25 protein-coding genes and 3 tRNA genes are annotated in these 25,099 nt (G+C 38.6%); 4 read left to right on the plus strand and 24 right to left on the minus strand.

Annotated elements, in window-relative coordinates; genetic code table 11:
* Positions 1–501: 501 nt before the first annotated feature.
* The 18 genes from PI85_RS15890 to PI85_RS15975 all read right to left on the minus strand — a co-directional run bounded on the left by PI85_RS15890 (position 502) and on the right by PI85_RS15975 (position 20,247).
* Positions 502–783 carry a hypothetical protein gene (locus tag PI85_RS15890; protein WP_008180315.1) on the minus strand — a complete coding sequence of 94 codons (282 nt, stop codon included), beginning with the start codon at positions 781–783 and terminating at the stop codon, positions 502–504.
* A 195-nt stretch (positions 784–978) separates the two neighbouring features.
* Positions 979–2,481, minus strand: a complete 1,503-nt coding sequence (lysS, locus tag PI85_RS15895) for a lysine--tRNA ligase (RefSeq protein WP_191967810.1) — start codon at positions 2,479–2,481, stop codon at positions 979–981.
* Between the two features lie 177 nt (positions 2,482–2,658).
* Positions 2,659–3,699: a tRNA dihydrouridine synthase DusB gene (dusB, locus tag PI85_RS15900; RefSeq protein WP_036122088.1), complete on the minus strand. Its 1,041-nt coding sequence runs from the start codon at positions 3,697–3,699 to the stop codon at positions 2,659–2,661.
* Positions 3,700–3,766: 67 nt separating this feature from the next.
* On the minus strand, positions 3,767–4,279 hold the full coding sequence (gene folK / locus PI85_RS15905; protein ID WP_036122085.1) for a 2-amino-4-hydroxy-6-hydroxymethyldihydropteridine diphosphokinase: 513 nt from the start codon (positions 4,277–4,279) through the stop codon (positions 3,767–3,769).
* Positions 4,279–4,644, minus strand: coding sequence for a dihydroneopterin aldolase (folB, locus tag PI85_RS15910; protein WP_036122082.1), 366 nt, complete (start codon positions 4,642–4,644; stop codon positions 4,279–4,281). Before folB ends, folK begins: the two co-directional genes overlap by 1 nt.
* Positions 4,644–5,498, minus strand: a complete 855-nt coding sequence (folP, locus tag PI85_RS15915) for a dihydropteroate synthase (RefSeq protein WP_036122077.1) — start codon at positions 5,496–5,498, stop codon at positions 4,644–4,646. The genes folB and folP overlap by 1 nt, the downstream gene beginning before the upstream one ends.
* A gap of 13 nt (positions 5,499–5,511) precedes the next feature.
* Positions 5,512–6,351: an aminodeoxychorismate lyase gene (gene pabC, locus PI85_RS15920; protein ID WP_036122074.1), complete on the minus strand. Its 840-nt coding sequence runs from the start codon at positions 6,349–6,351 to the stop codon at positions 5,512–5,514.
* Positions 6,352–6,933, minus strand: a complete 582-nt coding sequence (pabA, locus tag PI85_RS15925) for an aminodeoxychorismate/anthranilate synthase component II (protein WP_036122072.1) — start codon at positions 6,931–6,933, stop codon at positions 6,352–6,354. It lies immediately after the preceding gene.
* The gene (locus tag PI85_RS15930; RefSeq protein ID WP_036122071.1) at positions 6,930–8,339 is read right to left on the minus strand and encodes an anthranilate synthase component I family protein; all 1,410 of its coding nucleotides are present in this window, start codon (positions 8,337–8,339) and stop codon (positions 6,930–6,932) included. The genes pabA and PI85_RS15930 overlap by 4 nt, the downstream gene beginning before the upstream one ends.
* A gap of 150 nt (positions 8,340–8,489) precedes the next feature.
* Complete coding sequence (gene cysK / locus PI85_RS15935) at positions 8,490–9,419, minus strand: cysteine synthase A (protein WP_008180299.1); 930 nt, start codon at positions 9,417–9,419, stop codon at positions 8,490–8,492.
* Between the two features lie 274 nt (positions 9,420–9,693).
* The gene (locus PI85_RS15940) at positions 9,694–10,665 is read right to left on the minus strand and encodes a peptidyl-prolyl cis-trans isomerase (protein ID WP_036122069.1); all 972 of its coding nucleotides are present in this window, start codon (positions 10,663–10,665) and stop codon (positions 9,694–9,696) included.
* Positions 10,649–11,530, minus strand: coding sequence for an Hsp33 family molecular chaperone HslO (gene hslO, locus PI85_RS15945; protein WP_008180295.1), 882 nt, complete (start codon positions 11,528–11,530; stop codon positions 10,649–10,651). The genes PI85_RS15940 and hslO overlap by 17 nt, the downstream gene beginning before the upstream one ends.
* Positions 11,531–11,551: 21 nt before the next feature.
* Complete coding sequence (locus tag PI85_RS15950) at positions 11,552–12,319, minus strand: type III pantothenate kinase (RefSeq protein WP_036122067.1); 768 nt, start codon at positions 12,317–12,319, stop codon at positions 11,552–11,554.
* A gap of 179 nt (positions 12,320–12,498) precedes the next feature.
* Positions 12,499–13,332 (minus strand): aldo/keto reductase, encoded by an 834-nt coding sequence (locus PI85_RS15955; RefSeq protein WP_036122065.1) that lies wholly within the window; start codon positions 13,330–13,332, stop codon positions 12,499–12,501.
* 162 nt (positions 13,333–13,494) lie between these two features.
* Positions 13,495–15,525: an ATP-dependent zinc metalloprotease FtsH gene (gene ftsH, locus PI85_RS15960; RefSeq protein ID WP_036122064.1), complete on the minus strand. Its 2,031-nt coding sequence runs from the start codon at positions 15,523–15,525 to the stop codon at positions 13,495–13,497.
* A 283-nt stretch (positions 15,526–15,808) separates the two neighbouring features.
* A complete protein-coding gene (hpt, locus tag PI85_RS15965; RefSeq protein WP_008180288.1) occupies positions 15,809–16,351 on the minus strand; it encodes a hypoxanthine phosphoribosyltransferase in 543 nt (180 codons plus the stop codon).
* A gap of 67 nt (positions 16,352–16,418) precedes the next feature.
* Positions 16,419–17,825, minus strand: coding sequence for a tRNA lysidine(34) synthetase TilS (tilS, locus tag PI85_RS15970; protein WP_036122062.1), 1,407 nt, complete (start codon positions 17,823–17,825; stop codon positions 16,419–16,421).
* 37 nt (positions 17,826–17,862) lie between these two features.
* Positions 17,863–20,247 (minus strand): SpoIIE family protein phosphatase, encoded by a 2,385-nt coding sequence (locus tag PI85_RS15975; protein ID WP_036122061.1) that lies wholly within the window; start codon positions 20,245–20,247, stop codon positions 17,863–17,865.
* A 449-nt stretch (positions 20,248–20,696) separates the two neighbouring features.
* Here PI85_RS15975 and PI85_RS15980 point away from each other — a divergent pair.
* The 4 genes from PI85_RS15980 (at position 20,697) to PI85_RS15995 (ending at position 21,330) form a co-directional block, all read left to right on the plus strand.
* A tRNA-Gly gene (locus tag PI85_RS15980) sits at positions 20,697–20,771 on the plus strand.
* A gap of 10 nt (positions 20,772–20,781) precedes the next feature.
* Positions 20,782–20,858, plus strand: a tRNA-Met gene (locus PI85_RS15985).
* Positions 20,859–20,863: 5 nt separating this feature from the next.
* Positions 20,864–20,935: transfer RNA gene (locus PI85_RS15990), tRNA-Glu, on the plus strand.
* Between the two features lie 143 nt (positions 20,936–21,078).
* Positions 21,079–21,330, plus strand: coding sequence for a hypothetical protein (locus PI85_RS15995; RefSeq protein WP_036122059.1), 252 nt, complete (start codon positions 21,079–21,081; stop codon positions 21,328–21,330).
* 90 nt (positions 21,331–21,420) lie between these two features.
* Here PI85_RS15995 and PI85_RS16000 read toward each other — a convergent pair whose 3' ends face one another.
* The 6 genes from PI85_RS16000 to mazG form a co-directional block, all read right to left on the minus strand.
* A complete protein-coding gene (locus PI85_RS16000) occupies positions 21,421–21,858 on the minus strand; it encodes a S1 domain-containing RNA-binding protein (RefSeq protein WP_008180281.1) in 438 nt (145 codons plus the stop codon).
* A 134-nt stretch (positions 21,859–21,992) separates the two neighbouring features.
* A complete protein-coding gene (locus PI85_RS16005) occupies positions 21,993–22,397 on the minus strand; it encodes a septum formation initiator family protein (RefSeq protein WP_008180279.1) in 405 nt (134 codons plus the stop codon).
* A 17-nt stretch (positions 22,398–22,414) separates the two neighbouring features.
* Positions 22,415–22,906 carry a spore cortex biosynthesis protein YabQ gene (gene yabQ, locus PI85_RS16010; protein WP_036122056.1) on the minus strand — a complete coding sequence of 164 codons (492 nt, stop codon included), beginning with the start codon at positions 22,904–22,906 and terminating at the stop codon, positions 22,415–22,417.
* Positions 22,903–23,202, minus strand: a complete 300-nt coding sequence (gene yabP, locus PI85_RS16015; RefSeq protein ID WP_004229167.1) for a sporulation protein YabP — start codon at positions 23,200–23,202, stop codon at positions 22,903–22,905. The genes yabQ and yabP overlap by 4 nt, the downstream gene beginning before the upstream one ends.
* Before the next feature lie 139 nt (positions 23,203–23,341).
* Complete coding sequence (locus PI85_RS16020) at positions 23,342–23,632, minus strand: RNA-binding S4 domain-containing protein (protein WP_008180273.1); 291 nt, start codon at positions 23,630–23,632, stop codon at positions 23,342–23,344.
* Complete coding sequence (mazG, locus tag PI85_RS16025) at positions 23,629–25,098, minus strand: nucleoside triphosphate pyrophosphohydrolase (RefSeq protein WP_036127494.1); 1,470 nt, start codon at positions 25,096–25,098, stop codon at positions 23,629–23,631. The genes PI85_RS16020 and mazG overlap by 4 nt, the downstream gene beginning before the upstream one ends.
* Position 25,099: the final 1 nt, after the last annotated feature.

Raw genomic sequence — 25,099 nt, forward strand, 5'->3', positions numbered from 1 at the left:
AGTTTTCAAGGTTCATTTTGTCGCTAAGTTTTTGATAGCAACTCTTAAATTATAACATATTCAGTTATCACCGTCAACAACTTTTTTCAAAAAAGTTTTTTCATTTACGAGAGACAACTTTTAAATCATATCACAACTACATTTTAGTGTCAACAACTTTTTTCGTTTATTGATTCTTTATAATGTTGTTGTTCTTACGTCGTTTTAACGACAAGTAATAATTTATCATGTTCGCAATTACTTCGCAAGTGTTTTTTTCATAGAAAACGATATTATTGAAAAAACGCGCTTTAGTAAGCTATTTCATACACTTATGAGAATGTAGATTTTATATCATTCTCTGTTCTAACTTAAATGATTTGTTTTACTATACATTGCTTTCTTTTAAAACTCAACTAATTAAAAACTAAAACATAGAAGCAGGAGTTAAAAGCATCTGCTTCATTTTCTCCTGCTTACTCAACTATAAACCTCATCGTTTGCTATTCAAGCTTCGCTCTACTACTTTAAGCCATCATCTTGTGGATCAACTATATTTAAGCACCACAGGAAATTATCCCATGCGGAATACCAGCCACTAAAAATTTCAGAAGAATCATCCCAGCGAACATCAAACTTCTTATGTCCGTCGATCTCTACTAAATATAAAGTAAGATTCTCGTCTTTTTTGGCAACTACTAATTTCATTCCATGCTCAAGTTCTTCTTCTGTAAATGGAACATCTGATACAGAACGTAATTGAGCCTGTTCAAATACTTGTTTGTTAATAATTTTGTAATTCATTATATGCCCCCAATAAAAATACTTCTTTTTTATCTACTGTCGTTTATAAAACATAGAACTATAAAAGTATAACCTAAATATAATCCACGTTTAAACAACTTAATTTTTTTAATACAAAAAAGAGGAGAATTGCCTTATCCAGCAAATTCTCCTCTTCATTCTATTCTTATCTTACTGTTAGAAAAGATGCTACGACTATTTGGTAATATGACGCATTGTCGGGAATAATAATACATCACGAATGGAAGGTGAGTTTGTTAATAGCATGATTAATCGGTCAATACCGATACCTAGTCCACCAGTTGGAGGCATACCATATTCTAAAGCTTCAATGAAATCATTGTCCATTTCATGCGCCTCATCATTACCAGCCGCTTTCTCTGCTAACTGTGCTTCAAAGCGCTGACGTTGATCGATTGGGTCATTTAATTCTGTGAAGGCATTTGCATGCTCACGACGAACAATAAATAGCTCAAAGCGATCTGTGAAACGCTCGTCCTCTGGATTTTTCTTTGCAAGAGGGGAGATTTCCACTGGGTGACCATATACAAATGTAGGTTGTACAAGTGTTTCTTCTATTTTTTGCTCAAAGAATTCATTGATAATATGGCCTACTTCATGAACATCTTTCACTTCTACTCCATGTTCTTTTGCAAGAGCCTGAGCTTGCTCCTTTGTCATCGGCTGCCAGAAGTCTACACCAGTTGCTTCTTTTACGGCATCAACCATGTGAACTCGTTTCCAGCCCACTGCTAGGTTAATTTCATCTTCTCCATATTGAACTGTAGTCGTTCCAAGAACTTCTTGAGCAACGTGAGCTATAAGGTTTTCAGTAAGAGACATGATATCTTGATAGTCAGCGTATGCTTCATAGAGCTCAATCATTGTAAACTCAGGGTTATGTCGTGTAGAGATCCCTTCGTTTCGGAATACACGCCCGATCTCATAAACCTTTTCTAAACCGCCCACAATTAAGCGTTTTAAATGCAGTTCGATTGCGATTCGCATATATAATTCCATATCAAGTGCATTATGATGAGTAATAAATGGACGAGCAGCCGCACCACCAGCAATTGTATGAAGCATTGGTGTTTCTACTTCTAAATATCCAGAGTTATCAAGATAGTTGCGGATAGCACGGATAATTTTAGAACGTGCTATAAATGTTAATTTGCTTTCTTCATTCGTCATAAGATCTAAGTAGCGTTGACGATAACGTTGTTCAACATCCTGTAAACCATGGAACTTCTCTGGCATAGGACGTAGCGCCTTTGTAAGGAATGTGAATTCCTCTGCCTTTACTGAAAGCTCGCCAACCTGTGTACGGAATACATTTCCTCGGATACCTACGATATCTCCCAAATCAGCTTGTTTAAATAATTCATACGCTTCTTCACCTACATGGTCTTGACGAACGTAGATTTGAATTTGGCCACCCAAATCTTGAATATGTGCAAAGCCAGCTTTTCCTTTACCGCGCTTCGTCATTATACGACCCGCAATAATAACCTCTTGCAGATTTTCTTCTAGTTGCTCTTTTGTTTGATCTGCAAATTGTTCCTTTACTTCTGTTGACAAATGCGTACGTTCGAAACGGCTACCAAATGGATCTTGTCCGTTCTCTAATATAGTTGTCATTTTTTGGCGTCTCACCAAAAGCTGGTCATTTAATTCTTCTATGTTTGACACTTGTTTCACTCCTTAAATAAATAGCGTTTACGTCCATAATATTTCTATTGTACACAATTTTAATGCTGTAATCATCTGTTTCAGTTTATTTTCAATACAAGATAAGATAATTAATAATTCTAAAAATTAAAGCGCGCAAAAAAAAGCGTCTCTGGCAAAACTTGAGACGCTCACGGTATCTTTATCTTAAATAATTAATTCTTTTGCTTCAGGGATCATGAGATTGGACTCGGATTCTTCATACTCTTGAACAAGGCCATTTAATAACGCGCGAAGCTCTGCTGCCGTTTCAGTTTGGTTAATAGCGTTACGTGCTTTACCATTACCTCTAATTCCCTTCAAATACCAAGAAGCATGCTTACGCATTTCACGAACTGCTATACCTTCTCCTTTTAATTGGAGCAGACGTTCAAAATGAAGTAGACAGACGTCCATTTTTTCACGTACACTCGGTTCTTCCTTTAATTCACCAGTTTCTAGATATTGAACTGTACGATAAATCATCCATGGGTTACCCAAAGCGGCACGACCAATCATCACTGCATCTACACCTGTAGTTTCTAGCATACGTTTAGCGTCCTGTGGCGTTTCTACATCACCATTACCAAGAACAGGGATTTTCACGTTTTCCTTTACCTGACGAATGATATCCCAATTCGCCTTCCCTTCGTACATTTGTACACGTGTACGACCATGAACCGCTACCGCTGATGCACCGGCACGTTCAACAGCCCGGGCATTTTCAATAGCGAAGATATGCTCATCATCCCAACCAATTCGCATTTTTACGCTAATAGGCTTTTTCACTGCATCCACCACAGCTGCTACCATTTCATACACTTTATTAGGATCTAAAAGCAAACGAGCTCCCGCTTCACATTTAATGATTTTATTAACAGGGCACCCCATATTAATATCTATAATATCAGCGTTTGTATTTTGATCTACATACTTAGCTGCCTCTACTAATGTTTCTTTATCTCCACCAAAAATTTGTAGTGACAGAGGATTTTCACGTTCATCGATATAAAGCATACCTAATGTTTTTTCGTTTTTTTGAACAATACCCTTATCACTAATCATTTCAGCATATACAAGCCCTGCTCCGAACTCCTTAACGGTTAATCGGAAAGCAGAATTACAAATCCCTGCCATTGGAGCTAATACAACACGGTTGTCCATGACAATATCGCCAATTTGAAAGGGCTTCTCTGTTGTTTGACTCAACGTTGTCTTCCTCCTATATAGGCATGTACCTATTTATCCTTAATTTAAAATTATATAAAGCGCCTACCTAACTCACTATAAGCGGTTCGTTAGTCGGCTGCCACAAGTTTATACCTTCACTCTCACGGTCCATCTGTTGCAATAAATGATGTGCTTGTTGTAGCTGATCTCCGAAAGGTGCTGGGGTAATCTCTACGAGTGGCACTAAGACGAAAGCTCGCTCATACATTCTTGGATGAGGAACAAGTAGATTCTCTGTTTCAATATTTTCTTGATTGTAAAGTAATATGTCAAGGTCGATGATTCGTGGACCCCAACGAAATTCTCGCACACGCCCTAACTCTTGTTCAATCGATTGGCAAATCTTCAGCATTTCAGTAGATGATGCATCAGTTTTGAGATGAACAGCAATATTCAAAAAGTCTGCCTGATCTGTATAGCCTACTGCTGCTGTTTCATAAACAGATGAAACACGTACAACCTCAATGTTCTCCTTTTCTCTTAAAAGAGCAACAGCTTGTTGAAGATTTTCATATCTCTCACCTATATTTGTACCTATTGATAAATAGACATCCTTCATTAAAAATCACCTCTCGTTACTTCAACAGACACTTCTTTGTAATAGCCATGTATTGGTGGGTCTGGCTTAATCAACTCTACACGAACGCCCTTTATTTTTTCAGGGTATGTTGTTAAAATCATGTTTGCTATTTTCACAACAAGTGACTCAATAAGCTTAAAAGGTTCTCCTTCTACAATATCACGACATAAAGCATAGACCTCTGCATAATTTACCGTATAAGCGAGGTCATCCGTTTCTCCAGCCTTTGTCATATCTACAGCCAGTGAAACATTTGCTCGAAAACGTTGACCAAGAGTTGTTTCTGCCGCTAATACACCATGGTAACCATAAAACTGCATATCTTTTAAATGAATATAATCCATTATGCCTCCTCCTTATACAGTCGTTTGCCTACTAGCACATCAGCCATATGCGCTGCACGTGCCATTTCCTTTACATCATGAACGCGTATCATATGACAGCCCTTTTCAATTCCATAAACTACCGTTGCTCCCGTACCTTCAAGACGTTCATCAACTGGCAGCTTCAAAACATTGCCGATCATGGATTTACGAGATGTTGCTAAAAGCACAGGATAGCCCATTCCCACTAAATCCTTTAGATGTTGCATCATGGCTATATTCTGCTCAGTGTTTTTAGCAAAGCCGATACCAGGATCTAGGATAATATGACGATCAGGAACCCCCGCTTGATGTGCGATAGCAATACTTTCATCTAAATCCGCTTTCGCCGTTGACCAAAAATCAACACCATAATCCATATTTTCACGATTGTGCATTAAAATTATTGGAACATCTAAATCAGCTGCAACCTTTGCAATTTCCGGTTCAGCTTTTGCTCCCCAAATATCATTTATCATATGCGCCCCCGCCTCAATGGCAGCTTGCGCTACGTTTGCTTTATACGTATCAACTGAAATAATCGCATCTACTTCTTTCAATAATGCTTGTATAACAGGTACAATACGTGTAATTTCATCTTCATCTGAAATACGCTCATAACCAGGACGTGTAGACTCTCCGCCTACATCGATAATTTTAGCACCATCGGCCACCATTTTTTTCGCTTGAGCTACCGCAGCTTCAACACTGTTGAACTTCCCTCCATCAGAAAAGGAGTCTGGTGTAACATTTAAAATACCCATTACAAACGTTTCTTTTGTAAAGTCTAATGTAATACCATTAATCGTTAATGGCTTCATATATTTATCTAGCATACAAACGCTCCCTCTATCGTTGCTCCACTTCTTGAGCAAATGCATCATGTAAACGCGTATATACAGGTCCTTTATTACCCAATAATTGCTGGTTCTCTATATGAATTATCGGTACAAGCTCCTGCACAGAATTGGTAATAAAGCATTCCGTACTTTGTCGTAAATCTTCCTTCGTATAAAAGCCTTCTCTTACTTCAAGACCAAGAGCATCAGCTTTCTTTATAACCCAAGCTCGAACAATACCAGGTAGTATGCCTGTTTCCAAGGAAGGCGTATATAGTATATCATTTTTTACCCAAAAAACATTTGAGGTCACACCTTCTGCAACATAGCCCGCTTCCGTTAAAAAGAAACCTTCTTGCTGTGCCAATGACGGCAGCTCGAAACGACCAAGCACATTGTTGCCATAATGATGTGATTTGACGCGCACCCCTTGTTCAGGTGAATTACGTGGGGTAGTAAGCCACTGAGCTGTCTTTTCAGTTCCACGAGGTGTATCCAGTAATTCTTTACGAAAGATAATGATATTGGGTTGCGTGTATTCTGTTGGCTGCAAACCAATACTATGTTCACCTGCTGAAACATTAAGACGGAAATAGCCATCCTGACCACCAGCTTGCTGATTTAATTGTTGCACAACTTCAAATAATACACTTTCAGGATAGGTTAAATGAATGCGATATTGTGATAAAGCCTGCTGTAATCTTTTCATATGTGCATCCCATTCAAATATCTGCCCCTCATATGTTCGGAACGTTTCAAAGAAGCCCAAACCATATAAAAAACCATGGTCAAAAGGGGAAATCCGCAAATCTTCGGCTGCCATATAGCTTCCATTCATCCAGCACTGCATCTATTTAACTCCTTCTACGTACATATCTATAAATTGACGAAGGAGTTGTTTACCTTGCTCAGTCATAATAGATTCTGGGTGATATTGCACACCCTCTATTGGATAATCCTTGTGACGAAGCCCCATAATTTCTCCCTCTTCTGTCCAAGCGGTTACTTCTAGACAAGTCGGTAGCGTCTCTTTTTCTACAATAAGAGAATGATAGCGAGTAGCTTGAAACGGGCTTGGCATAGCTTTATGTAAGCCAACTTCAGCATGTAATACAGGAGATGTCTTCCCATGCATAAGGCGCTCAGCCTGTATTACCTGACCACCGAACACTTGCGCAATAGCCTGATGTCCAAGACAAACACCTAAGATTGGAATATTTCCCGCGAAATATCGAATAATATTCAGACTTTCACCCGCCTCATTGGGACTACACGGCCCCGGTGAAATAACTATCATATCAGGTGCAAGTTGTTCTATGTCCTCTATTGTTAATACATCATTTCGTTTTACTATTACTTCATGACCAAATTCGCCCAAATATTGTACGATATTATAAATAAATGAATCATAGTTATCGATCATTAAAATCATTTTGCTCGCTCCTCCGCCATTGCCTTTGCCTGCCACATGGCCTTCGCCTTATTTAAAGATTCCTGATATTCTCTTTCTGGAACAGAATCAATGACAATACCTGCTCCTGCCTGAATATGCGCGACCCCATCTTTTATAAATGCTGTACGAATCACAATATTAAACTCCATGTCCCCAGTGTAGCCGAGCCAGCCAATAGAACCTGTGTATAAGCCACGTCTTACAGGCTCTAATTCTTCGATAATCTCCATTGTTCGTATTTTTGGTGCACCAGTAATAGTGCCGCCTGGGAACATTGCACGGATAACATCAGCGTTTGTTTTGCCTTCCGCTATTTCTCCCCGAACATTGGATACAATGTGCATAACATGCGAATAGCGTTCAATGACCATGAACTCATCTACTTCTACTGTCCCATAAGTTGATACTCGCCCTAAATCATTACGCTCTAAATCCACTAACATCACATGCTCTGCGCGTTCTTTATCATTGTCAATTAATTCCTGAGCTAATGCTAAATCTTCCTCTTCAGATTTCCCTCTTGGACGCGTTCCCGCAATGGGTCTTGTTGATAATTCTTGACCCTGGCGTTTAACTAAAAGCTCAGGTGATCCAGAAACAACCGCAAAATCCGGGGCTTCCATATAAGCCATGTACGGTGACGGATTAAAGGCTCTTAATGCCTCATATACATCCATCGCTGTCGCATTTAAGTTTTTAGATTGACGAACTGATAAATTGACTTGAAACACATCACCTTGTGCGATATATTTTTGAATTTTCTGCACCGCCGCCTCAAAGTCAGTCCCTGCGAATGACACAAGCAATTCACTCTCGTCATTGACTACTTCTATAGCATTGGTCTTTTCAAATTTACGCGTAGCTAGTCCATCAAGGGCTGAAGTTTGCCAATTAGTAGCCCACTCTTCTAAGTCAACAACACAATCTTCTAGCTTCATTAAAGTGACCGTATTGTGTTTCACATCATGTACTGCCCAGCTATCAAACAAATAAAAATAAATATTTGGTATTTGTAGATCGTCATTAGCTGTATTAGGAAGCACTTCAATATTGCGCGCATAATCATATGTTACAAATCCAATAGCGCCCCCCTGAAAAACTGGAAGTTCCTTATTAAATGGAACCTGGTATTCCGCCACGAGTTCTTCCAATAATGCAAGAGATTCTCCTGGTAAAACTTCGCTTCTGCCATTTCTCCAATTTACTAAAAGTCCGTCCTCTACTGATTGTGCGGTTGCTAATGGATCCCAAGCAGCTATTGTAAAATGACCACCTCGTCCACTTTCTAAAAAGACATGCGAATCTTGTGTCTCAGTTTGCTTTTTATAACTATAAAAAAATGAATCTGCATCCATCTCTACTGTTTTCGTCAAAATTGTCTTCAAGTTAGCTTTCCCCTTTTAAATCATTTGATGTGATTCCATCTTAACGTGAATATTACATAGATGCGAATATTTTTATAAGGCTCTATAAAATTCTAAGCGCACTAAAAAAGACTCCTTATCAGGAAGGAGTCTTTTTTCTATTAACTTAAATTAGTCTTCAAATTGATAGAGAGGTGTTGATAGATAACGTTCACCATTCGAAGGCACAATAGCAAGGACATTTGAACCCTTACCTAAACGTTTTGCAGCTTCAATTGCAGCATAGATCGCAGCGCCTGATGAAATACCACATAAAATACCTTCTTCACGCGCAACTTTACGAGCTACTTCAAAAGCTACCTCGTTTTCAACAGGGAATACAGACGAATAAATTTCTGTATCTAAAACCGTCGGCACAAACCCTGCTCCAATCCCTTGAATTTTATGAGGGCCAGGTTGACCACCAGAAAGAACAGGTGAATCTTTTGGCTCTACAGCGATAATTTCAACATTGGGATACTTTTCTTTTAATACGGCACCTGCACCTGTAATAGTACCACCAGTACCAACTCCAGCTACAAATGCATCTAGTGTTAAGCCATCGAATGCTTCTACAATTTCAGGGCCTGTAGTTAGGCGGTGAATAACAGCATTCGCTGGGTTCGTGAATTGTTGTGGTAGGAAATAGCCATGTTCTGCAGATAATTCTTCTGCTTTAGCAATAGCACCTTTCATACCCGCTGGTCCAGGAGTCAATACAAGCTCTGCACCATATGCACGAAGTAAGTTTCGTCGCTCTAAGCTCATTGTTTCTGGCATCACTAAGATTGCTTTATAGCCTTTAGCAGCAGCAATCATCGCAAGACCAATACCTGTATTACCAGATGTCGGCTCGATAATCGTACCACCTGGTTGTAACGTTCCATCTTTTTCTGCCGCTTCAATCATGGCTAATGCTAAACGGTCTTTCACTGAGCTTCCTGGATTAAAATATTCTAATTTTACATAAACAGTACCTTCATTTTCACTTGTTGCATGATTTAATTTAACGATTGGTGTTTTACCAACTAATTCAGCTATCGAGTTCGCTAATCTACTCATTTAATAATCCACTCCCAATCCCTACTATTTTTATAGGTTTTACTTATTTTGTATTTTATCAATTTTTCCATTCGATTGTCAATAAATAAAACTTGTATTTTCAGAATATTTATCTACTGTCGATGGATGGAGCATTTACTAGTCCATCAAACATCTCATAAAGACAAAAAGAATCTGCACCATTTGTCGGGTAAGTCCATTCTGATGACATCCACTGTCTGCAAGTTTTTTAGACTTATGCTACCCGCAAAGAACTTGCAGATTCTTTCATTTATTATTTTTCTTTTTTAGATTCTCCATAATACCATGTAGCATTAAATTCAGACCAAAACGCTTCAGGTGTAACAGATTGTGGCAACTGCTCTAAAGCTAATTCACGCTCGATATGTTCTTTCACATCGTCATATGTAAAGGATTGTCCCTCTAAAACCTCTTGCACCTGAACAATGCCATAATGACCATTATCTAACTTAAAGGCTTTACTTACCTCATTTGCCTTTGTAGATTTCACAGCATTAATAATGGCAGGATCCACGTTTTCCTGATTTTCCGTCAGGAAACCAACATCTCCCCCTAAACTCGCTGAAGCACTGTCTAAGGAAATCTCGCGGGCTAGCACTGAAAAATCAGAGCCATTTTTTAGTTCACCCAGCGCCTCATCAGCAGCTTTCTTGGCGTCAACCTCAATAAAATTGGTACGATAGCTTGTTTTTGTATTATATAGTCCTTGATTTTCCTCATAGTACTTTTCAATACTCTCTTCACTTATCACTACATCTTTTGTGAGTACCTTATCTAAAATAAGTTGTGAACGAATTTTTTGGCGTAATTGCTCCGCTGAGAGATTTTGCATCGCTGTATCAAATTTATCTTGAGCAGAACGCATTAAGGCTAATTCGAGATCAATTTCTTGATCAGTAACTTTAATTTTATATGTCTTTGCTGCCTTTTCCATTACAGATTCATTGACTAAATTTTGTAGTGTTTCTTTGCCATATCGCTCTTCCATAGCAATCATCCACTCTTGGCGCGTGATAACATCCCCGTCAATGGCAGCGACTTGTTCGTCGCTACCAATTTCCTGACTTTTATTTGGGATAGCCCATGCAATGAACCATAAAATATTACCTAATAACAATACCGCAATGACAGCCAGCGCTGGTTTTGTTTTTAAACGGCGCTGTAATAAAGGGGTTTGGTTTGGTGTCGTAGTGGCAGAAGGTCGTCTATTACGATTTGAGCTCATCAATAAACCCTTCTAACTCTTCTTTTGAAAAATGATAGGTCTCTAAGCAGAAATGACATTGTGCATCTGCACTGTCATCCTCTTCAATCATTTCTTTAATTTCAGCTATTCCTAGACCTAAAATTGCTGCACCAAACCGCTCTTTTGAACATTGACATTTAAATTCAACTGGCATGGAATCTAAAATTTGTAGATGACCATTTCCTAATACAGCTTCTAAAATTTGCTCAGGTGTAAAGCCTTTTTCAATCATTTTCGAAACTGGCTCTATTGTAGCAAGATGCTGTTCGATTTCATTGATTGTTTCCTCTTCACAGCCTGGCATTAATTGCAGAATAAATCCTCCTGCAGCAAGAATTGTGTTGTCCGGATTAACTAATACACCTAAACCAACTGATGAAGGTACTTGCTCAGATGTAGCGAAATAATAAGTAAAATCTTCAGCAATTTCACCTGAAACAATTGGTGTTTGGCCTGAAAACATATCTCGCAAACCAAGATCCTTAACGATTGTTAGAGCTCCTTCAGTCCCAACGCCTGCTCGCACATCTAGCTTTCCTTGCTCGTTTAAATCGAAATGAACATGAGGATTCGTGACAAATCCACGTACTTCTCCACGTGCATTACTATCGATTACCATTGGACCAATCGGACCATTACCCTCAATCTTGATTGTAATCTTCTCTTCACCTTTTAACATAGCACCCATCATTACAGCCGCTGTCATAGAGCGCCCTAGAGCAGCTGATACAACTGGCCATGTATCGTGACGACGTTGCGCTTCTCCAACTGTTGCTGTTGTACGGGCTGCAAATACACGTACCTGTCCATTAAATCCTAAACCTCTAACTAAATAATCATTCATAAATGAAATGTCCCTCATTTCTTATTGGTTACGTTTATACAGTTTATATAAACCCTTTAACGTTAAAAACGGATCCACAACATCAATAATTTGCGTTTCTCCTGCAATTAGATTTGCTAATCCACCTGTAGCAATTACTAATGGCTCCTCTTTACTTTGTGCCTTCATCCGATTAACAATGCCCTCAACTTGTCCTACGAAGCCATAAAAAATTCCGGCCTGCATGGCGGAAACGGTTGTTTTTCCTACAATATGTGTAGGTCTTAATATTTCAATACGCGGCAGTCTAGCAGCTTGAGTATAAAGTGCCTCTGTCGAAATGGTTATACCCGGCGCAATCGCACCACCCATATAGTCGCCTTTTTCATTTAAATAACAATAAGTTGTTGCTGTACCAAAATCAACTATAATACAAGGTGCTTTATATAAGTCTAAAGCTGCTATAGCGTTAACAATACGGTCAGAACCAACCTCTCGAGGATTTTCGTATTTAATATTCAAACCCGTTTTAACACCAGGACCCACTACTAGAGGTTTTTTTCGAAAATACTTCTGACACATTGCCTCCAATGAATACATAATTGGTGGCACAACTGAGGATATTATAATGCCCGTAATTTGTTCAAATGAAATGCCTGCATGATTAAAAAACGAAAGAACTTGCATAGCATATTCATCTTCTGTTTTATAAAGGTCTGTCACCATACGCCAATGGAAGGCTAATTGTTCGTTGTCATCATAAACACCTAACACAATATTAGAATTCCCTGCATCTAAAACTAAAATCATGGTTGACACCCCCCATACCATCATTGTAACTTTCGCCAACCTACTGTTACAACTTACATTATCCATCTATCTTGAAGTTAAAACACTTTAGAAAATGATACCATACTTTTTATGCTAGGAAATAGTATTCCAACCTTCTTAAAAAAAGAGCATCCTAAGCTAGGACGCTCCTAAAAAAATTATTTGAAATTAAATTTTTCCGGATCTGGACCACAGCGTAGACCGTCATTTAAAGCATCCAGTTGAGCCATTTCGCCATCTGTTAATGTAAAGTCAAAAACATCCAGATTCTCCACCATACGAGTGGCTGTCATCGTTTTTGGGATAGTTACAACGTTGTGCTGTACATCGTAGCGTAATACGATTTGAGCAGGTGTTTTATCATACTTAGATGCTAACTCTTGAATCAATGCTTCCTCCAATAAGGCGCCATTCATTAAAGGAGACCAAGCCTCTACTTGGATGTCCTTGTCTGTACAATAAGCACGTACTTCCTCTTGCGTTAAATGTGGATGGAATTCGATTTGATTAATAACAGGAATAACCTTAGTTTCTTTCAAAAGTTTTTCTAAATGATGTACATGGAAGTTACTAACACCAATTGAACGCACACGTCCATCTTGATAAATCTTTTCCAGTGCCTTATAGACCTCTACATAATTTGTGTCAATGCCTGGCCAATGTACTAAATATAGATCCAAATAGTCTAATCCTATTTTCTCTAAACTGCTATCATAAGCGGCAAGTGTTTCTTCATAGGAAAGTCCATCGTTCCAAACTTTAGATGTTATAAATAGTTCTTCACGCGTAACCAAACCTTCTTCTATGGCTGCTCGTATCCCTCGTCCAACACTTTCTTCATTACGATATACTTGTGCCGTATCGATGCTTCGATAACCTTTCGCAATAGCCGTTTTTACAGCTTCAGCTAGATCTTCTCCTTCTGGAACACGAAATACACCGTAACCAACCAAAGGCATTTTAAGTCCATTATTTAACGTTACAGTTCCCATGCGAAAACACTCCTATCCATTTGTCTTTACAAATACATCTTGTCTCCACCATTTGTGCGAAGTCATATGTAGCTGTCTTCCACTAATATCCTAATGCTTTTTTATAATAAAAGGCAAAGAAAAAGACTGTTTACTCATTTTGCAGTAAACAGTCTTTCTCATTTATTCACGTTTTTCGTCGATACCCTTAGGTGGTTCATTTGATTCCTTGCCTTCTTTTGCAAGGTCTAAAGTTGTTGGGTTTGACTCTTTACTTAATAGCTCTTTTTCAACAACTGGCTCACCAATCGTATCTAACGTTGGCTTCGTTTCCACTTTCGGAGTGTCATTCCCCTCAATTTTTTCGACAGCCTCTGGTGCTGGTAAAACACCATGATCACGTAAATGCTCGATTTCTTGCGCATTTAATGTTTCTTTCTCCATTAACGTATTAGCAATTAAATCAAGTAACTCACGATTCTCTGTTAGGATACGTTTCGTACGCTCATATTGCGTATCAATAATTTTTTGCATTTCTTTATCAATTTCATAAGCTATAGAATCAGAGTAATTTTGGTCCGAATTAAAGTCGCGGCCAAGGAATACATTTCCACCCTGACTTGAACCGAATTGCATTGCACCAAGATTTTCACTCATTCCATATTCAGTAACCATAGCTCGTGCGATACTTGTAACCTTTTGGAAGTCGTTATGTGCCCCCGTAGAGACTTCACCAAGAACGATTTCTTCAGCTACGCGACCACCAAGCAGTCCAGCAATACGGTCTAAAAGCTCTTGTCTTGTTGTAAAGAAACGTTCTTCCTTCGGTAACATAATAGCATATCCACCCGCTTGACCGCGTGGAACAATTGTTACTTTGTGGACTGTATCCGCTTCATCAAGCTCTAGACCAACAACTACGTGACCAGCTTCGTGGAAGGATACAAGTTTTTTCTCTTTGGCTGAATATACTCGGCTCGCTTTAGCTGGACCAGCGATTACACGGTCAGAAGCTTCATCGATATCTGCCATATTGATGGTACGTTTACTTTTACGAGCGGCTACAAGAGCAGCTTCGTTTAGTAAGTTTTCTAAATCAGCACCTGAGAAGCCTGGCGTACGTTGTGCAACTGCTGCTAAATCAACTGTATCTGCTAAAGGCTTGTTACGTGCATGTACCTTAAGAATCGCCTCACGTCCTTTTACATCAGGATGTCCTACTGTAATTTGACGGTCAAAACGACCTGGACGTAATAACGCTTTATCTAAAATATCTGGTCTGTTTGTTGCAGCGATGATAATAATACCCTCGTTTGCCCCGAAACCATCCATTTCTACTAGCAACTGGTTCAGTGTTTGTTCACGCTCGTCATGACCCCCGCCTAGACCAGCGCCACGTTGACGACCAACTGCATCAATCTCATCTATAAAGATAATACATGGTGCGTTTTTCTTCGCATTTTCGAATAGATCCCGGACACGTGATGCACCGACACCGACAAACATTTCTACGAAGTCAGAACCTGAAATTGAGAAGAAAGGAACGCCTGCTTCGCCTGCCACAGCACGTGCAAGTAATGTTTTACCTGTACCTGGAGGACCTACAAGTAAGATACCTTTTGGAATACGTGCACCAATCTCTGTGAATTTACGATGGTCTTTTAAGAAGTCTACAACTTCTACAAGCTCCGCTTTCTCTTCATCAGCACCTGCTACATCTGTAAAACGAACCTTTTTCTTTTGGTCATCATAAAGTTTAGCTTTACTCTTACCAAAGCTCATCACTTTATTACCGCCACCTTGAGATTGGCTCATTAGGAAGAAGAACAAGAAAATGATGATAATGAAAGGAATGATCCCTGTAAAGAATTGAATCCATCCACTCGTTTCTGGCGCTGCTAAATATTTAATATTACTATTTTTTTCCTTAGCAGCCTCATCGATGCGATCCATTAATGATTGGTTATCGCGAGGGATGTTCACTGTAAAGCTTTGACCCTTTTCATAACCTTTTAATGTACCTTCTACGACATAAACTGATTTATCAGGTTGAATTGTAGCACTTGTTATTTCTTTCTTATCTAGAGCTTGTTGGAACTCATGATAAGTTAACTCTTTCGTTGGTGAATTGCCACCGTTGAAAGTACCAAAAATACCGATAATCACTAGGAAAATCAGTAGATAGAATATGGTATATCGAAATATTCGATTCATCTCCAGCCTCCTCATTACAAACAGAAAAATTATAAGTAAAATCTTAACATATCATGATTTCATCATACAACGAAAAGCCCTACTTAAAAAAAATGTTTCGTTCATTTTTTGCTATTATCAAAACAGTTTTTAGGCCATCTTAATACATCCCAGCGTAATTGTACCTGTTCCACGGGCTCGAAATAGCTGAACATTGTGTCAAGATTTCGAATTATGTTAGCCATAATGAAAAACACTTGACTGCGCTGGAGGCCATAACTTTTAAAGCTGGTCGTTTTGTATCTTAAAATGAATAAACTTCAGGTTTCAAGATACCAATATAAGGTAGGTTACGATATTTTTCAGCGTAATCTAAACCATATCCAACTACAAAGCCGTCTGGAACTTTAAAACCAACATAGTCAGCCGATAGGTTCACTTTTCGACCTGATGGTTTATCAAGTAATGTAACAATTTTAATGGATTTGGCTTTACGATATTTAAATAAATCTACTAAATAGCTTAACGTCAAACCACTATCGATGATGTCCTCGATAATTAATACGTCACGTCCTTCAACGCTCGTATTTAAATCCTTTAAAATCTTTACTTCTCCAGATGACACGGTAGCATTGCCATAGCTAGAAACATCCATAAAATCTAGCTCAATGAAAGAATCGAAGCGTTTCATGAGATCTGTCATAAATGGCATTGCTCCTTTAAGTACACCAACAGCTAACGGGAATGCATCTTTGTATTCCTCAGTTAATTGTGCACCTAGATCTGCAATTCTTTCTTGCAATTGTTCTTCTGTAATCATTACTTTTTCGATGTCATTTTGTAACATATCGATTCCTCCTCGTGATGTATCAACAAATCTTCAACCAATTACGGTGAAATATTTTACAAAGACCTTAGTCTACGATGAGCACTGTATCATCGTTTGGTTGCGGAGTGGTTGAAAAAAACATTCCCATACGCACACCAATTACCGCTACCACCTCATCAGACTGAGAAATCAGTAACGGCCAGCTATTCCGCTCATTTAAAGGAATCTTTTCATCTATAAAAAGGCGAGATAAGCGTTTTGGCTGATCCATTCCTTTTAACAGCATTCTGTCTCCATCCTTGCGTGCTCGAATAGAGAGCGGAAGGTGGAGTTTGCTAGCGTTAAAATAAAAAAGTTGTGCAGTATCCGTCATCAATTCGGACGATAAATCGTGCAACTTGACTACGCATAAGCGTTTACCATTCGTCAATGTTGTCCACCCATTAGCAGCCGAAATAATTATTTTTTCAGAAGAAGGGTAGTCCTCTGTTGAACTATTCTTCTGAATCATTAATTTTCCGTAACGGCGAACTGCAAGGAAATCTTCAGGCAAGTGAATTTCAGCATACCCTGCTGTCGTATCACAAAGCTTTAAAATTGAAGTCAATAAAGCATAACTTTGTATCGTATTTGAATCTTTGTAAAGATAGTTTAATAGTATTAAAATGAGCCTCCTTTGTAAAGCAAGTGGTACCAATTGAAAAGCCTCAATTTCCATGCTATATGTATTTTCATTACTTCTTTTAATGGTTTTGGAAAATACACCTTCGGCTAATGTCATTAAAAAGGTATTGTCTTCTTGCAATTGCGATGTAAAATGGGTCACCTGTTCGGTCACTCTCGGATTTTCAGCCTCCAGTAAAGGCACGACATGATGTCTGAAGCGATTTCGGACATAAGTATCTTTGAAGTTACTGACATCCTCTCGATAATTTAAACCTTTTCTAAGTAAATATTCCCCTATTTCAGTCTTTGTAACCGTTAAAAACGGACGAATTAATGTTTTTCCTTCAAAAAGTCGCTGAGGGCGTATGCCTTGCATGCTATTCATCGTCGCATTTTTTGTCAGGGCCATTAATACTGACTCCAGTTGGTCATCCGCATGATGTGCAGTTACAAGCTTATTCGCATTCGTTTTGTACAAAATCTCTTTAAAATATCGATACCTTTCTCTACGACATATCAGCTGAGTATTTCCATTCTCCTGTGCCAGTATTGTTGGTATGGAGATCGCTGTGGCATGTAAATAAACGTCATTTTCATCACAATATTTTTCTACAAATGCCCTATCCTCAGCAGAAGCCTCTCCCCTAAGCATATGGTCGACATGTACTGCTTCCACCCGAATGTTCCAGTGCTTTTGTGTTTCAACAAAATAATGGAGTAAAGCCATAGAATCTACTCCACCCGAAACGGCGATGAGAAGATGGTCGTCTTGCTGTAATAATTGCTCTTTTTCAATAAATGTCTTAACCTTTAATTCAAATGACAAACGCTTCTCCTCCCCTTTTCGATCATACAAAAAATGATTAGCTCACAGAATATTGAGCTGGTCTAAATACAGCCCATGTCGGAACAACATGTGTCACCTCTAACATGAGTACAGTACAATCATCTTCTATTTCAAAGTAATCTTGGAATGACTGCATAATCGTTGTTAGCTTTTCTTGAATAGTATTATTTGTACTGGCTACCTGCTGTGCATAAGCTAAAAATGTCTCCTCTTGCTCATCCCAATCGGCAACACTAGAAAACAGTCCATCTGAATGCATTAAAATGACATCCCCTGCTTTCAGCTTTCTTTTTTCAGCCTCAACCGCAGAAATCGATAGAAAACCTACAGGTGCTGCATTACTCTCAACCTTTATGACTTCCTTCCCACGCAAAATATAGGTCGACATTCCCCCAGCCTTCCATGACCACAAATCACCATGCTGTAAATCCACTAGTGCAAAATCCAAGGTTGCATACATATCATCCTGTTGTTTTAATGACATGACATAATGCAATGTATGCATTGCCGTTTCAGGATTCATATTGTAATTGAGGCACTCTCGCATTAAATGTATTAATTTTCTACTTTCATGTTGTGCTTCTTTACTTTGCCCCATACCATCCGATAATAAAATGGCAAAAAGACCTGGATGCAATTGGAAAAGTGCATGTGAATCCCCAGAATACAAAGTTGCATCTTTAGACATGCTATATATATCATACTCTACTTCAAAGCTAATAGCTGATCTAAAGCATATTTGTATATGACGAAACGGCATTTCACAAGCCACTACTTTTTCAATTTCAAATGGCTCATTAAAAATTTCATAAAGAATCGGCAAAATCATCCGTTCAGCTAATGTTGTATCTTTCTCCCAATCAACACGGGCTGGCGCCAAAGCACAAACTATCTTTCTAGCCCCTGGCTTATTGTTAAGGACATCTAGCTGAAAGCATTCAATATGAGCATCCTTTAAACGCTCAATGATATCCTTTTCAACACTTACAAAAGAAATCGTATCCTCCTTCATCTCAGCAATTAATTGGTTTAAATGATTACTCATATCACGGAGCTGTAGTGCAATCATTTTTTTACCATGAAAGTACTGCCCGTTAATACGTTCCCTGTATAATTCCGTATCCAACTCTTCAAAAATCTTTGTCGATTTCACGCATTTATAGCGGATTTGTTCTTCTACACGATGAATAGCTGATTCTTTACCTACTCCCTTCATATGAAACCAATCTGTCATCAGCTTGTCCATCCCATTATTTTGAGCTCCCCAGCAATGATCATGACGGAAACAGCTTAAACATGTATTCATCGGGGATACTTCCTTCGCTTCTTCAACTGGCGCGGTCATAAAACGATCAAATACCAGCTCCTTCATAAATTGCACGAAATGCTGAAAATGTTCTAATTTGTATGTGACGTGTTCAGTTAACCAATTTTGTCTTGCGAGTAAAATTTCCTCCCGTTGTGGGAAGAGCTTGTCCCTCACCTTATCTGAATATTTTCTAGGGATCGTTAGGAAAAGAACGCTTCCAATGGCAATGGAAGTGAAATACACACTATCTAATGGCAATGTTGCATCATAAAATAAAAAAAACACACTAGGTAAGATACTTCCGATTGCAACCCCGAATCTACCACCTTTAGCCCCCATACCTGCACAAAGTCCTGTTAAGGTGGCAACAGATAGCATACCGGTAAAGGAAAGCTTAGCAACACCAATGAGTGTTCCTAACACCGCTCCGATTACTGTTGCTAACGGTACACTTCCAACTAATGCACCAAAACAAATAAAAAGCTGCAATAAAAATATAGGGAGCGAAAAATAGCTAAACACAACTGCTTGCATCCCCGTAAGCATGGCAGCAAACACGACTAATCCTGACCCAAGCTTCTCGTAAGTCCAATGACTCGTAAACCACTCATATGAATTGACGAAAAGCACTTGCATAAAGAGGGTCATAATTAGAGCTAGTGCCGCTTCACAGCCTACATAAAATTGTACAAGCACTGGTGGTAAGCCTTGATACATCGCCCCTTGCCACATAATTTGCACCAATAAAACAGCTAAAGAGACGGCAATACTTTGAGGAAGTCTCCAGTAACGGAAACGCATAATACATTCATACATGATGATTTGTAATGCTAAAATAACAACTTGTCCAAAGCCCAGGAAAAAACAGCCGACCAAACTTCCAAATAAAACGAATTTGGCGTACTCCCTATACTTTGTTCGAATAATTGCCCAAAAAGGAACTGAGAACGGTACTGCTGCTTCAAATACAACGGATTGAGCCAAAAAAAAGGATGTTAAAAAAAATAGGGTACCTATGAAGACTTGCTTCTTTTTTATCCCTAATTTTCGGTCGTCTACATTCGCTGTATTATACCATTCGATACTTGTCATTTATTTATCCCCTTTCCCGCACTTTTGGCTATTATAAAGAATTATGCATGGAAAGATTGTCTGACGTTGGCATTAAAAAATATAAACATTTCGACGAATACGTATACATAAATACGTGAATTGGCAATAATTTCTTTTGTAATTGTCGGTCATTGTGGTCCTATATGAAGTTATCTGTTCCAGACAATATATCAGGTATCATCTCACCATTAACAGGGAATCTTTCTAAATAGGCGTTCTATCAACTATTCCCCACTCTTTTCAATGATTACGGCAAGACAATTCTACTTAAGAACAAAAAATCCGCTAAAATATCTTTATATAGCTGACTCTGTCTCATCTTGTTTAAAGAATTTTATTGTAAAATATATTTTTTGATATTTTTTTATTAATCTTCTTGACACTAAGACCAATGGCTTGTATTATTTAACTTGTTGCTTAAACGACATGCGGAAGTAGTTCAGTGGTAGAACACCACCTTGCCAAGGTGGGGGTCGCGAGTTCGAACCTCGTCTTCCGCTCCATAAAAAAATTGGCGGCCTAGCTCAGCTGGCTAGAGCGTACGGTTCATACCCGTAAGGTCGGGGGTTCGATCCCCTCGGCCGCCACCATAGTAGGCCCCTTGGTCAAGTGGTTAAGACACCGCCCTTTCACGGCGGTAACACGGGTTCGAATCCCGTAGGGGTCATCTCAAATAGGCGTCTCAGAATGATATTCTGAGGCGCCTATTTTTTATTCTGCAATATGATATGTATAAGGTTCGACTATGTGACTACATATAAAATATGGCATACTACATATAAGATTGTATTTTTAGGAGGTTTATTTTCCTTGAGCGCATTAACTAAAGCTGCTTTAATTTGTGGAAGTGGCTCAATGATTATTCTTGTTTCAATACTTATTAATTTACCATTTGTTGTTCAAATAATGTTGCTACTTTCCGGGCTTGCTGTAAGCGTATATGGCGTCTTTTTACTTGTTAAAATGGTTATTCGACCAGCAGAAAAAGCATCCATTGCTCCTACTGATGAAAAAGTAGTCACACCTATCAAAAAGAAAAAGGGACCTTCCTCAACTTTATAGGTCAGTCCACAAAAAAGGGATTAGCTTTTTATCAAAGCTAATCCCAGCTCTATATCATACACTTTTTCTACGATTAAAACAGTCAGCAAACTACCCTCTTCTAGCTCCGCGACCTCCGCGTTTTGACTCTGTAGCACGTTTAAGTGTTGCTAGACGTTCATCACTATCTTTTAAGAAGCGTGCCATTTTTTGCTCAAAATTTTCTTTTGGCTGGTGGCGGTCGTTACGATCGTTAGAGCGATTATCGCGACGTGGACGCGCTGGACGCTCTGGACGCTCTGGTCTCTCAGCTTGAGGCTTTGCTTTACGGATTGAAAGACCGATCTTTCCGTCCGCTTCAACATTCATCACTTTTACTTCAACTTCATCTCCAACTTTTAGATGCTCATTGATATCTTTTACATAATTGTCAGCAACTTCACTAATGTGAACTAAGCCTGTTTTGCCATCTGGCAGCTCAACGAATGCTCCAAAATTTGTGATTCCTGTTACTTTACCTTGTACCTTGCTGCCTACTTCAATTGACATAAAAAAAATGCTCCTCCTTAAAAATTAAGCGACTCTTTTGAGCCATGTAATCATTTTAATTAAACTTTTTACTGCAATAAGCTTCTCTTTTCATTATATATAACTAAAAAAGAGTGTCAACAATACATAGCTTTTCAGTCGTCTTTTTTATCTTCCTTATCTGGAATTATAAAAATAACCTCACCTTTTTCAGACAAGTAATACTCTTTTCTTAATAGTTTTGCGATATATTCATCATCCTGTAATTGTTTGATTTTAAGATTTAAAGAATCCTGTTCCTCTTTCAATTCAGAGAGATGCTGTTTCGCTTCTTCCTTTGATTTCTCTTTGATTGCTAATGTTTCCTGTTGGTTGGATAGCACATTTAAGAGAAGGGCGATAATAATGACTGGTACAATCGCAAAAAAGACAATACGGCGTAATTTACGTTTCCGTGCCTGTTGCTTGCGATTTATAGCTTTATCCGTGTTACGGACATAGTCATTATCAAGCTTTGTAAAGTTCTGTTGTTCATCATTTGATGAATGACGTCTAGTCATGCCCGCACCTCCGAAAATTATTGTTGCTTTTTATTATACTTCAAATATCGTAACTTTTTTAAAAAAGTGTAGGACAAATACGAATAAATTTTGACAAAAGGTCTTATAACAAACATTACTATATCTAAAAAAAACTGCAAAATATGTCGAATAACCGAGACGATGAAGCGCACAATGAACCAAAAGGGTCTCCATGTAATATTCACCAAAACTCTAGCTATGAAACGTAAAATAGTTTGAAAAAATGATTGATACAAAAAAATTCCGGCTATTTGCGCAAGCGGGTCGTATGCCCGCCATGCGCCGTCTTTTAGCCAAAATAATAAATAATATGTCAGCCCTCCAAGTAGAATCCATGTTAGTAGCTCAAAAATCATCATCCACTTTCGAAGGCTTGACCTTTTTGGAGTTGAAAAAACAATAAGCCTTACACTATCAATAATGAAACCAACTGCAATACCGCTCAAAACCATGACAATTAATTGAAAGAATTGTTCACTAACAATCATCCAAATAACTTATGAAGGAAACCCTTCGAGAAGCCACTTTCCTCCTCGTCGTACTGTAATGTTTTTACAGTTCCTTCAAGTGTCAATAATCCTTTGTCAACATCTAAATGAACGATATGCAGTTCCTCTCCACGGATTAACAAATGCCCTTGGGACGTCTTAATGAAAAACTCTTCCTGATCAAAGCGTTCAATTGATTTTACAGAAGTCATGTCCATTCTTTTACGATTACGAATCGTTAAAATATGCTCTCCAGATGGAATTGTGTAACGATTACTTTCTTGATGTAGCGTCATTTTTTTCCTCCTTTAGTCGTCCTAGCTTCTGTTCACTTTATGCGGACAACCATCAAAGCATGACAACTTTATTTAAGTTGTCTATTACTTTCATCCATAAATGGAAGCAGGAACAACATTAGGAGGTTAAAAAAGAAATTTATTCTTCATCATCTATAAATTCAGGCTCAATTTTTTCTAGTCTCTCTTCTTTCAAAATGGTAAACATTTTGGCTGCATCTTCTTTTTTCACTGTCTCACGTATTTCTTCTACACGTGCTGTTACTATTTTTTGACCAAATCGGATGGCCAGTTCATCTCCAGCTTTTACTGAGCTGCTTGCTTTCGCTACCTTCTCATTGATAGTGATACGCCCCTGATCTGCCACCTCTTTAGCTAAAGTACGACGTTTGATTAAACGTGAAACTTTTAAAAATTTATCTAATCTCATAGTTCTTTCTCCCTTTCTAGTTGCTTCGCTTCATTCCAGAACCTATCTAATTGATCTAAAGTAAAGTCAGCAAATGATTTTCCACTTGCCTTTACTTGAGCTTCCACATAGCCAAATCGTCTAGCAAACTTTTCGTTCGCATGCAGGATTGCCTCTTCTGGAGATAATTTATAGAAACGTGCTAAGTTCACTAATGTAAATAATACGTCTCCTAATTCATCAAGTCTGGATATACTAGAGCCATTCGTCACTTCATGGCGAAATTCCTGCCACTCCTCCGCAAACTTATCCCATGCACCTTCTACATCCGGCCAGTCAAAGCCTACTTTGGCAGCTCTATTTTGATAATTAAAGGCTGTCTGTAGCGCCGAGGACGCCCTATACTCCCCTTCTAATAGTGGTTTATCAGTCATACCCTTTTCTTCAGCCTTTATAGCCTCCCAATTGGCTACAACACCATCAGCATCTTCCACTGCAACATCTCCAAAGACATGTGGATGGCGACGAATCATTTTCTCACTAACAGAAGCTAAAACATCTTCAAGCGTAAAGTACCCTTGATCTTCTCCTATTTGTGCATGTAAGAACACTTGTAAAAGCACATCTCCAAGTTCTTCAATCATTGCAAAATCATCTTCAGCATCTACAGCAGCTAAATATTCATGAGCTTCTTCGAGTAAATACTTTTTCAAGGACTCATGAGTTTGCTTTTGATCCCATGGACAGCCATTTGGACCTCTTAATGTTGCAATTATGGTACGGAATGTTGTCCAATCTCTTAAGGCCTCTTCCTGTGAATTTACAGGTGGCACATAGACGGTTGTTAAATTATTAACCTCCACACTTTGATCGAGTTCATAGAGTGGCACAGTAACAATTTTTTCCTGTGAAGATCCCGCAGCCGTAACTACGGTCACTGGGTACTCGTCCTCATATTTTTCCATCAATGTTAGCTTCACTTCTGAAGCACTAAATGTATCGTACACTTGGGCAATTAAGATATGCTGACGCATGTTGATGTCATGCATGGAAAAGCTAGTGCCATCCAGCAATTGAAAACCTTCAATCGGATCAATTTTCAATGCACCAAAAATCGGATCCAAGAAACTTTGTCCACCTTCTATGACAAGATTGAAAGTACCCTCAGCCGCTGCTTTTATAAGCAATTGCACTGTTTGTTCTGCAACCAATGGATGACCTGGTACCGCATACATACTATCCTCTATAGCTGTAGCTGCTATAAGTGATTCTGCAATTTCTGCATATACTGGCTGAAATGCGTCGTGTTTTTCATAAACTTTGTCAAAGCTTTCGAACGTTATACCTTCTGCCGCTAATTCCTCTAGTACTGGATGATCGACTGTACGAACAAATAATTTTTTAGCAGCTTTCAATTTTTTATAAACGCCCATTTGCAGCTGATTAAAATCCCCTGCACCTAGACCAATAATAGTTAAAGTATTCACA

Source organism: Lysinibacillus sp. A1, assembly GCF_000801965.1.
Lineage (GTDB): Bacteria > Bacillota > Bacilli > Bacillales_A > Planococcaceae > Lysinibacillus > Lysinibacillus fusiformis.

Excerpts from the sequence above, each read along its gene's own strand:
- PI85_RS15890 (WP_008180315.1), bottom strand. The coding sequence starts at position 783 with ATGAATTACAAAATTATTAACAAACAAGTATTTGAACAGGCTCAATTA.
- folK (WP_036122085.1), bottom strand. The coding sequence starts at position 4,279 with ATGAAGGATGTCTATTTATCAATAGGTACAAATATAGGTGAGAGATAT.
- folB (WP_036122082.1), bottom strand. The coding sequence starts at position 4,644 with ATGGATTATATTCATTTAAAAGATATGCAGTTTTATGGTTACCATGGT.
- folP (WP_036122077.1), bottom strand. The coding sequence starts at position 5,498 with ATGCTAGATAAATATATGAAGCCATTAACGATTAATGGTATTACATTA.
- pabC (WP_036122074.1), bottom strand. The coding sequence starts at position 6,351 with ATGCAGTGCTGGATGAATGGAAGCTATATGGCAGCCGAAGATTTGCGG.
- pabA (WP_036122072.1), bottom strand. The coding sequence starts at position 6,933 with ATGATTTTAATGATCGATAACTATGATTCATTTATTTATAATATCGTA.
- cysK (WP_008180299.1), bottom strand. The coding sequence starts at position 9,419 with ATGAGTAGATTAGCGAACTCGATAGCTGAATTAGTTGGTAAAACACCA.
- PI85_RS15940 (WP_036122069.1), bottom strand. The coding sequence starts at position 10,665 with ATGAGCTCAAATCGTAATAGACGACCTTCTGCCACTACGACACCAAAC.
- hslO (WP_008180295.1), bottom strand. The coding sequence starts at position 11,530 with ATGAATGATTATTTAGTTAGAGGTTTAGGATTTAATGGACAGGTACGT.
- PI85_RS15950 (WP_036122067.1), bottom strand. The coding sequence starts at position 12,319 with ATGATTTTAGTTTTAGATGCAGGGAATTCTAATATTGTGTTAGGTGTT.
- PI85_RS15955 (WP_036122065.1), bottom strand. The coding sequence starts at position 13,332 with ATGGGAACTGTAACGTTAAATAATGGACTTAAAATGCCTTTGGTTGGT.
- ftsH (WP_036122064.1), bottom strand. The coding sequence starts at position 15,525 with ATGAATCGAATATTTCGATATACCATATTCTATCTACTGATTTTCCTA.
- hpt (WP_008180288.1), bottom strand. The coding sequence starts at position 16,351 with ATGTTACAAAATGACATCGAAAAAGTAATGATTACAGAAGAACAATTG.
- PI85_RS15975 (WP_036122061.1), bottom strand. The coding sequence starts at position 20,247 with ATGACAAGTATCGAATGGTATAATACAGCGAATGTAGACGACCGAAAA.
- PI85_RS16000 (WP_008180281.1), bottom strand. The coding sequence starts at position 21,858 with ATGTCAATTGAAGTAGGCAGCAAGGTACAAGGTAAAGTAACAGGAATC.
- PI85_RS16005 (WP_008180279.1), bottom strand. The coding sequence starts at position 22,397 with ATGACTAGACGTCATTCATCAAATGATGAACAACAGAACTTTACAAAG.
- yabQ (WP_036122056.1), bottom strand. The coding sequence starts at position 22,906 with ATGATTGTTAGTGAACAATTCTTTCAATTAATTGTCATGGTTTTGAGC.
- yabP (WP_004229167.1), bottom strand. The coding sequence starts at position 23,202 with ATGACGCTACATCAAGAAAGTAATCGTTACACAATTCCATCTGGAGAG.
- PI85_RS16020 (WP_008180273.1), bottom strand. The coding sequence starts at position 23,632 with ATGAGATTAGATAAATTTTTAAAAGTTTCACGTTTAATCAAACGTCGT.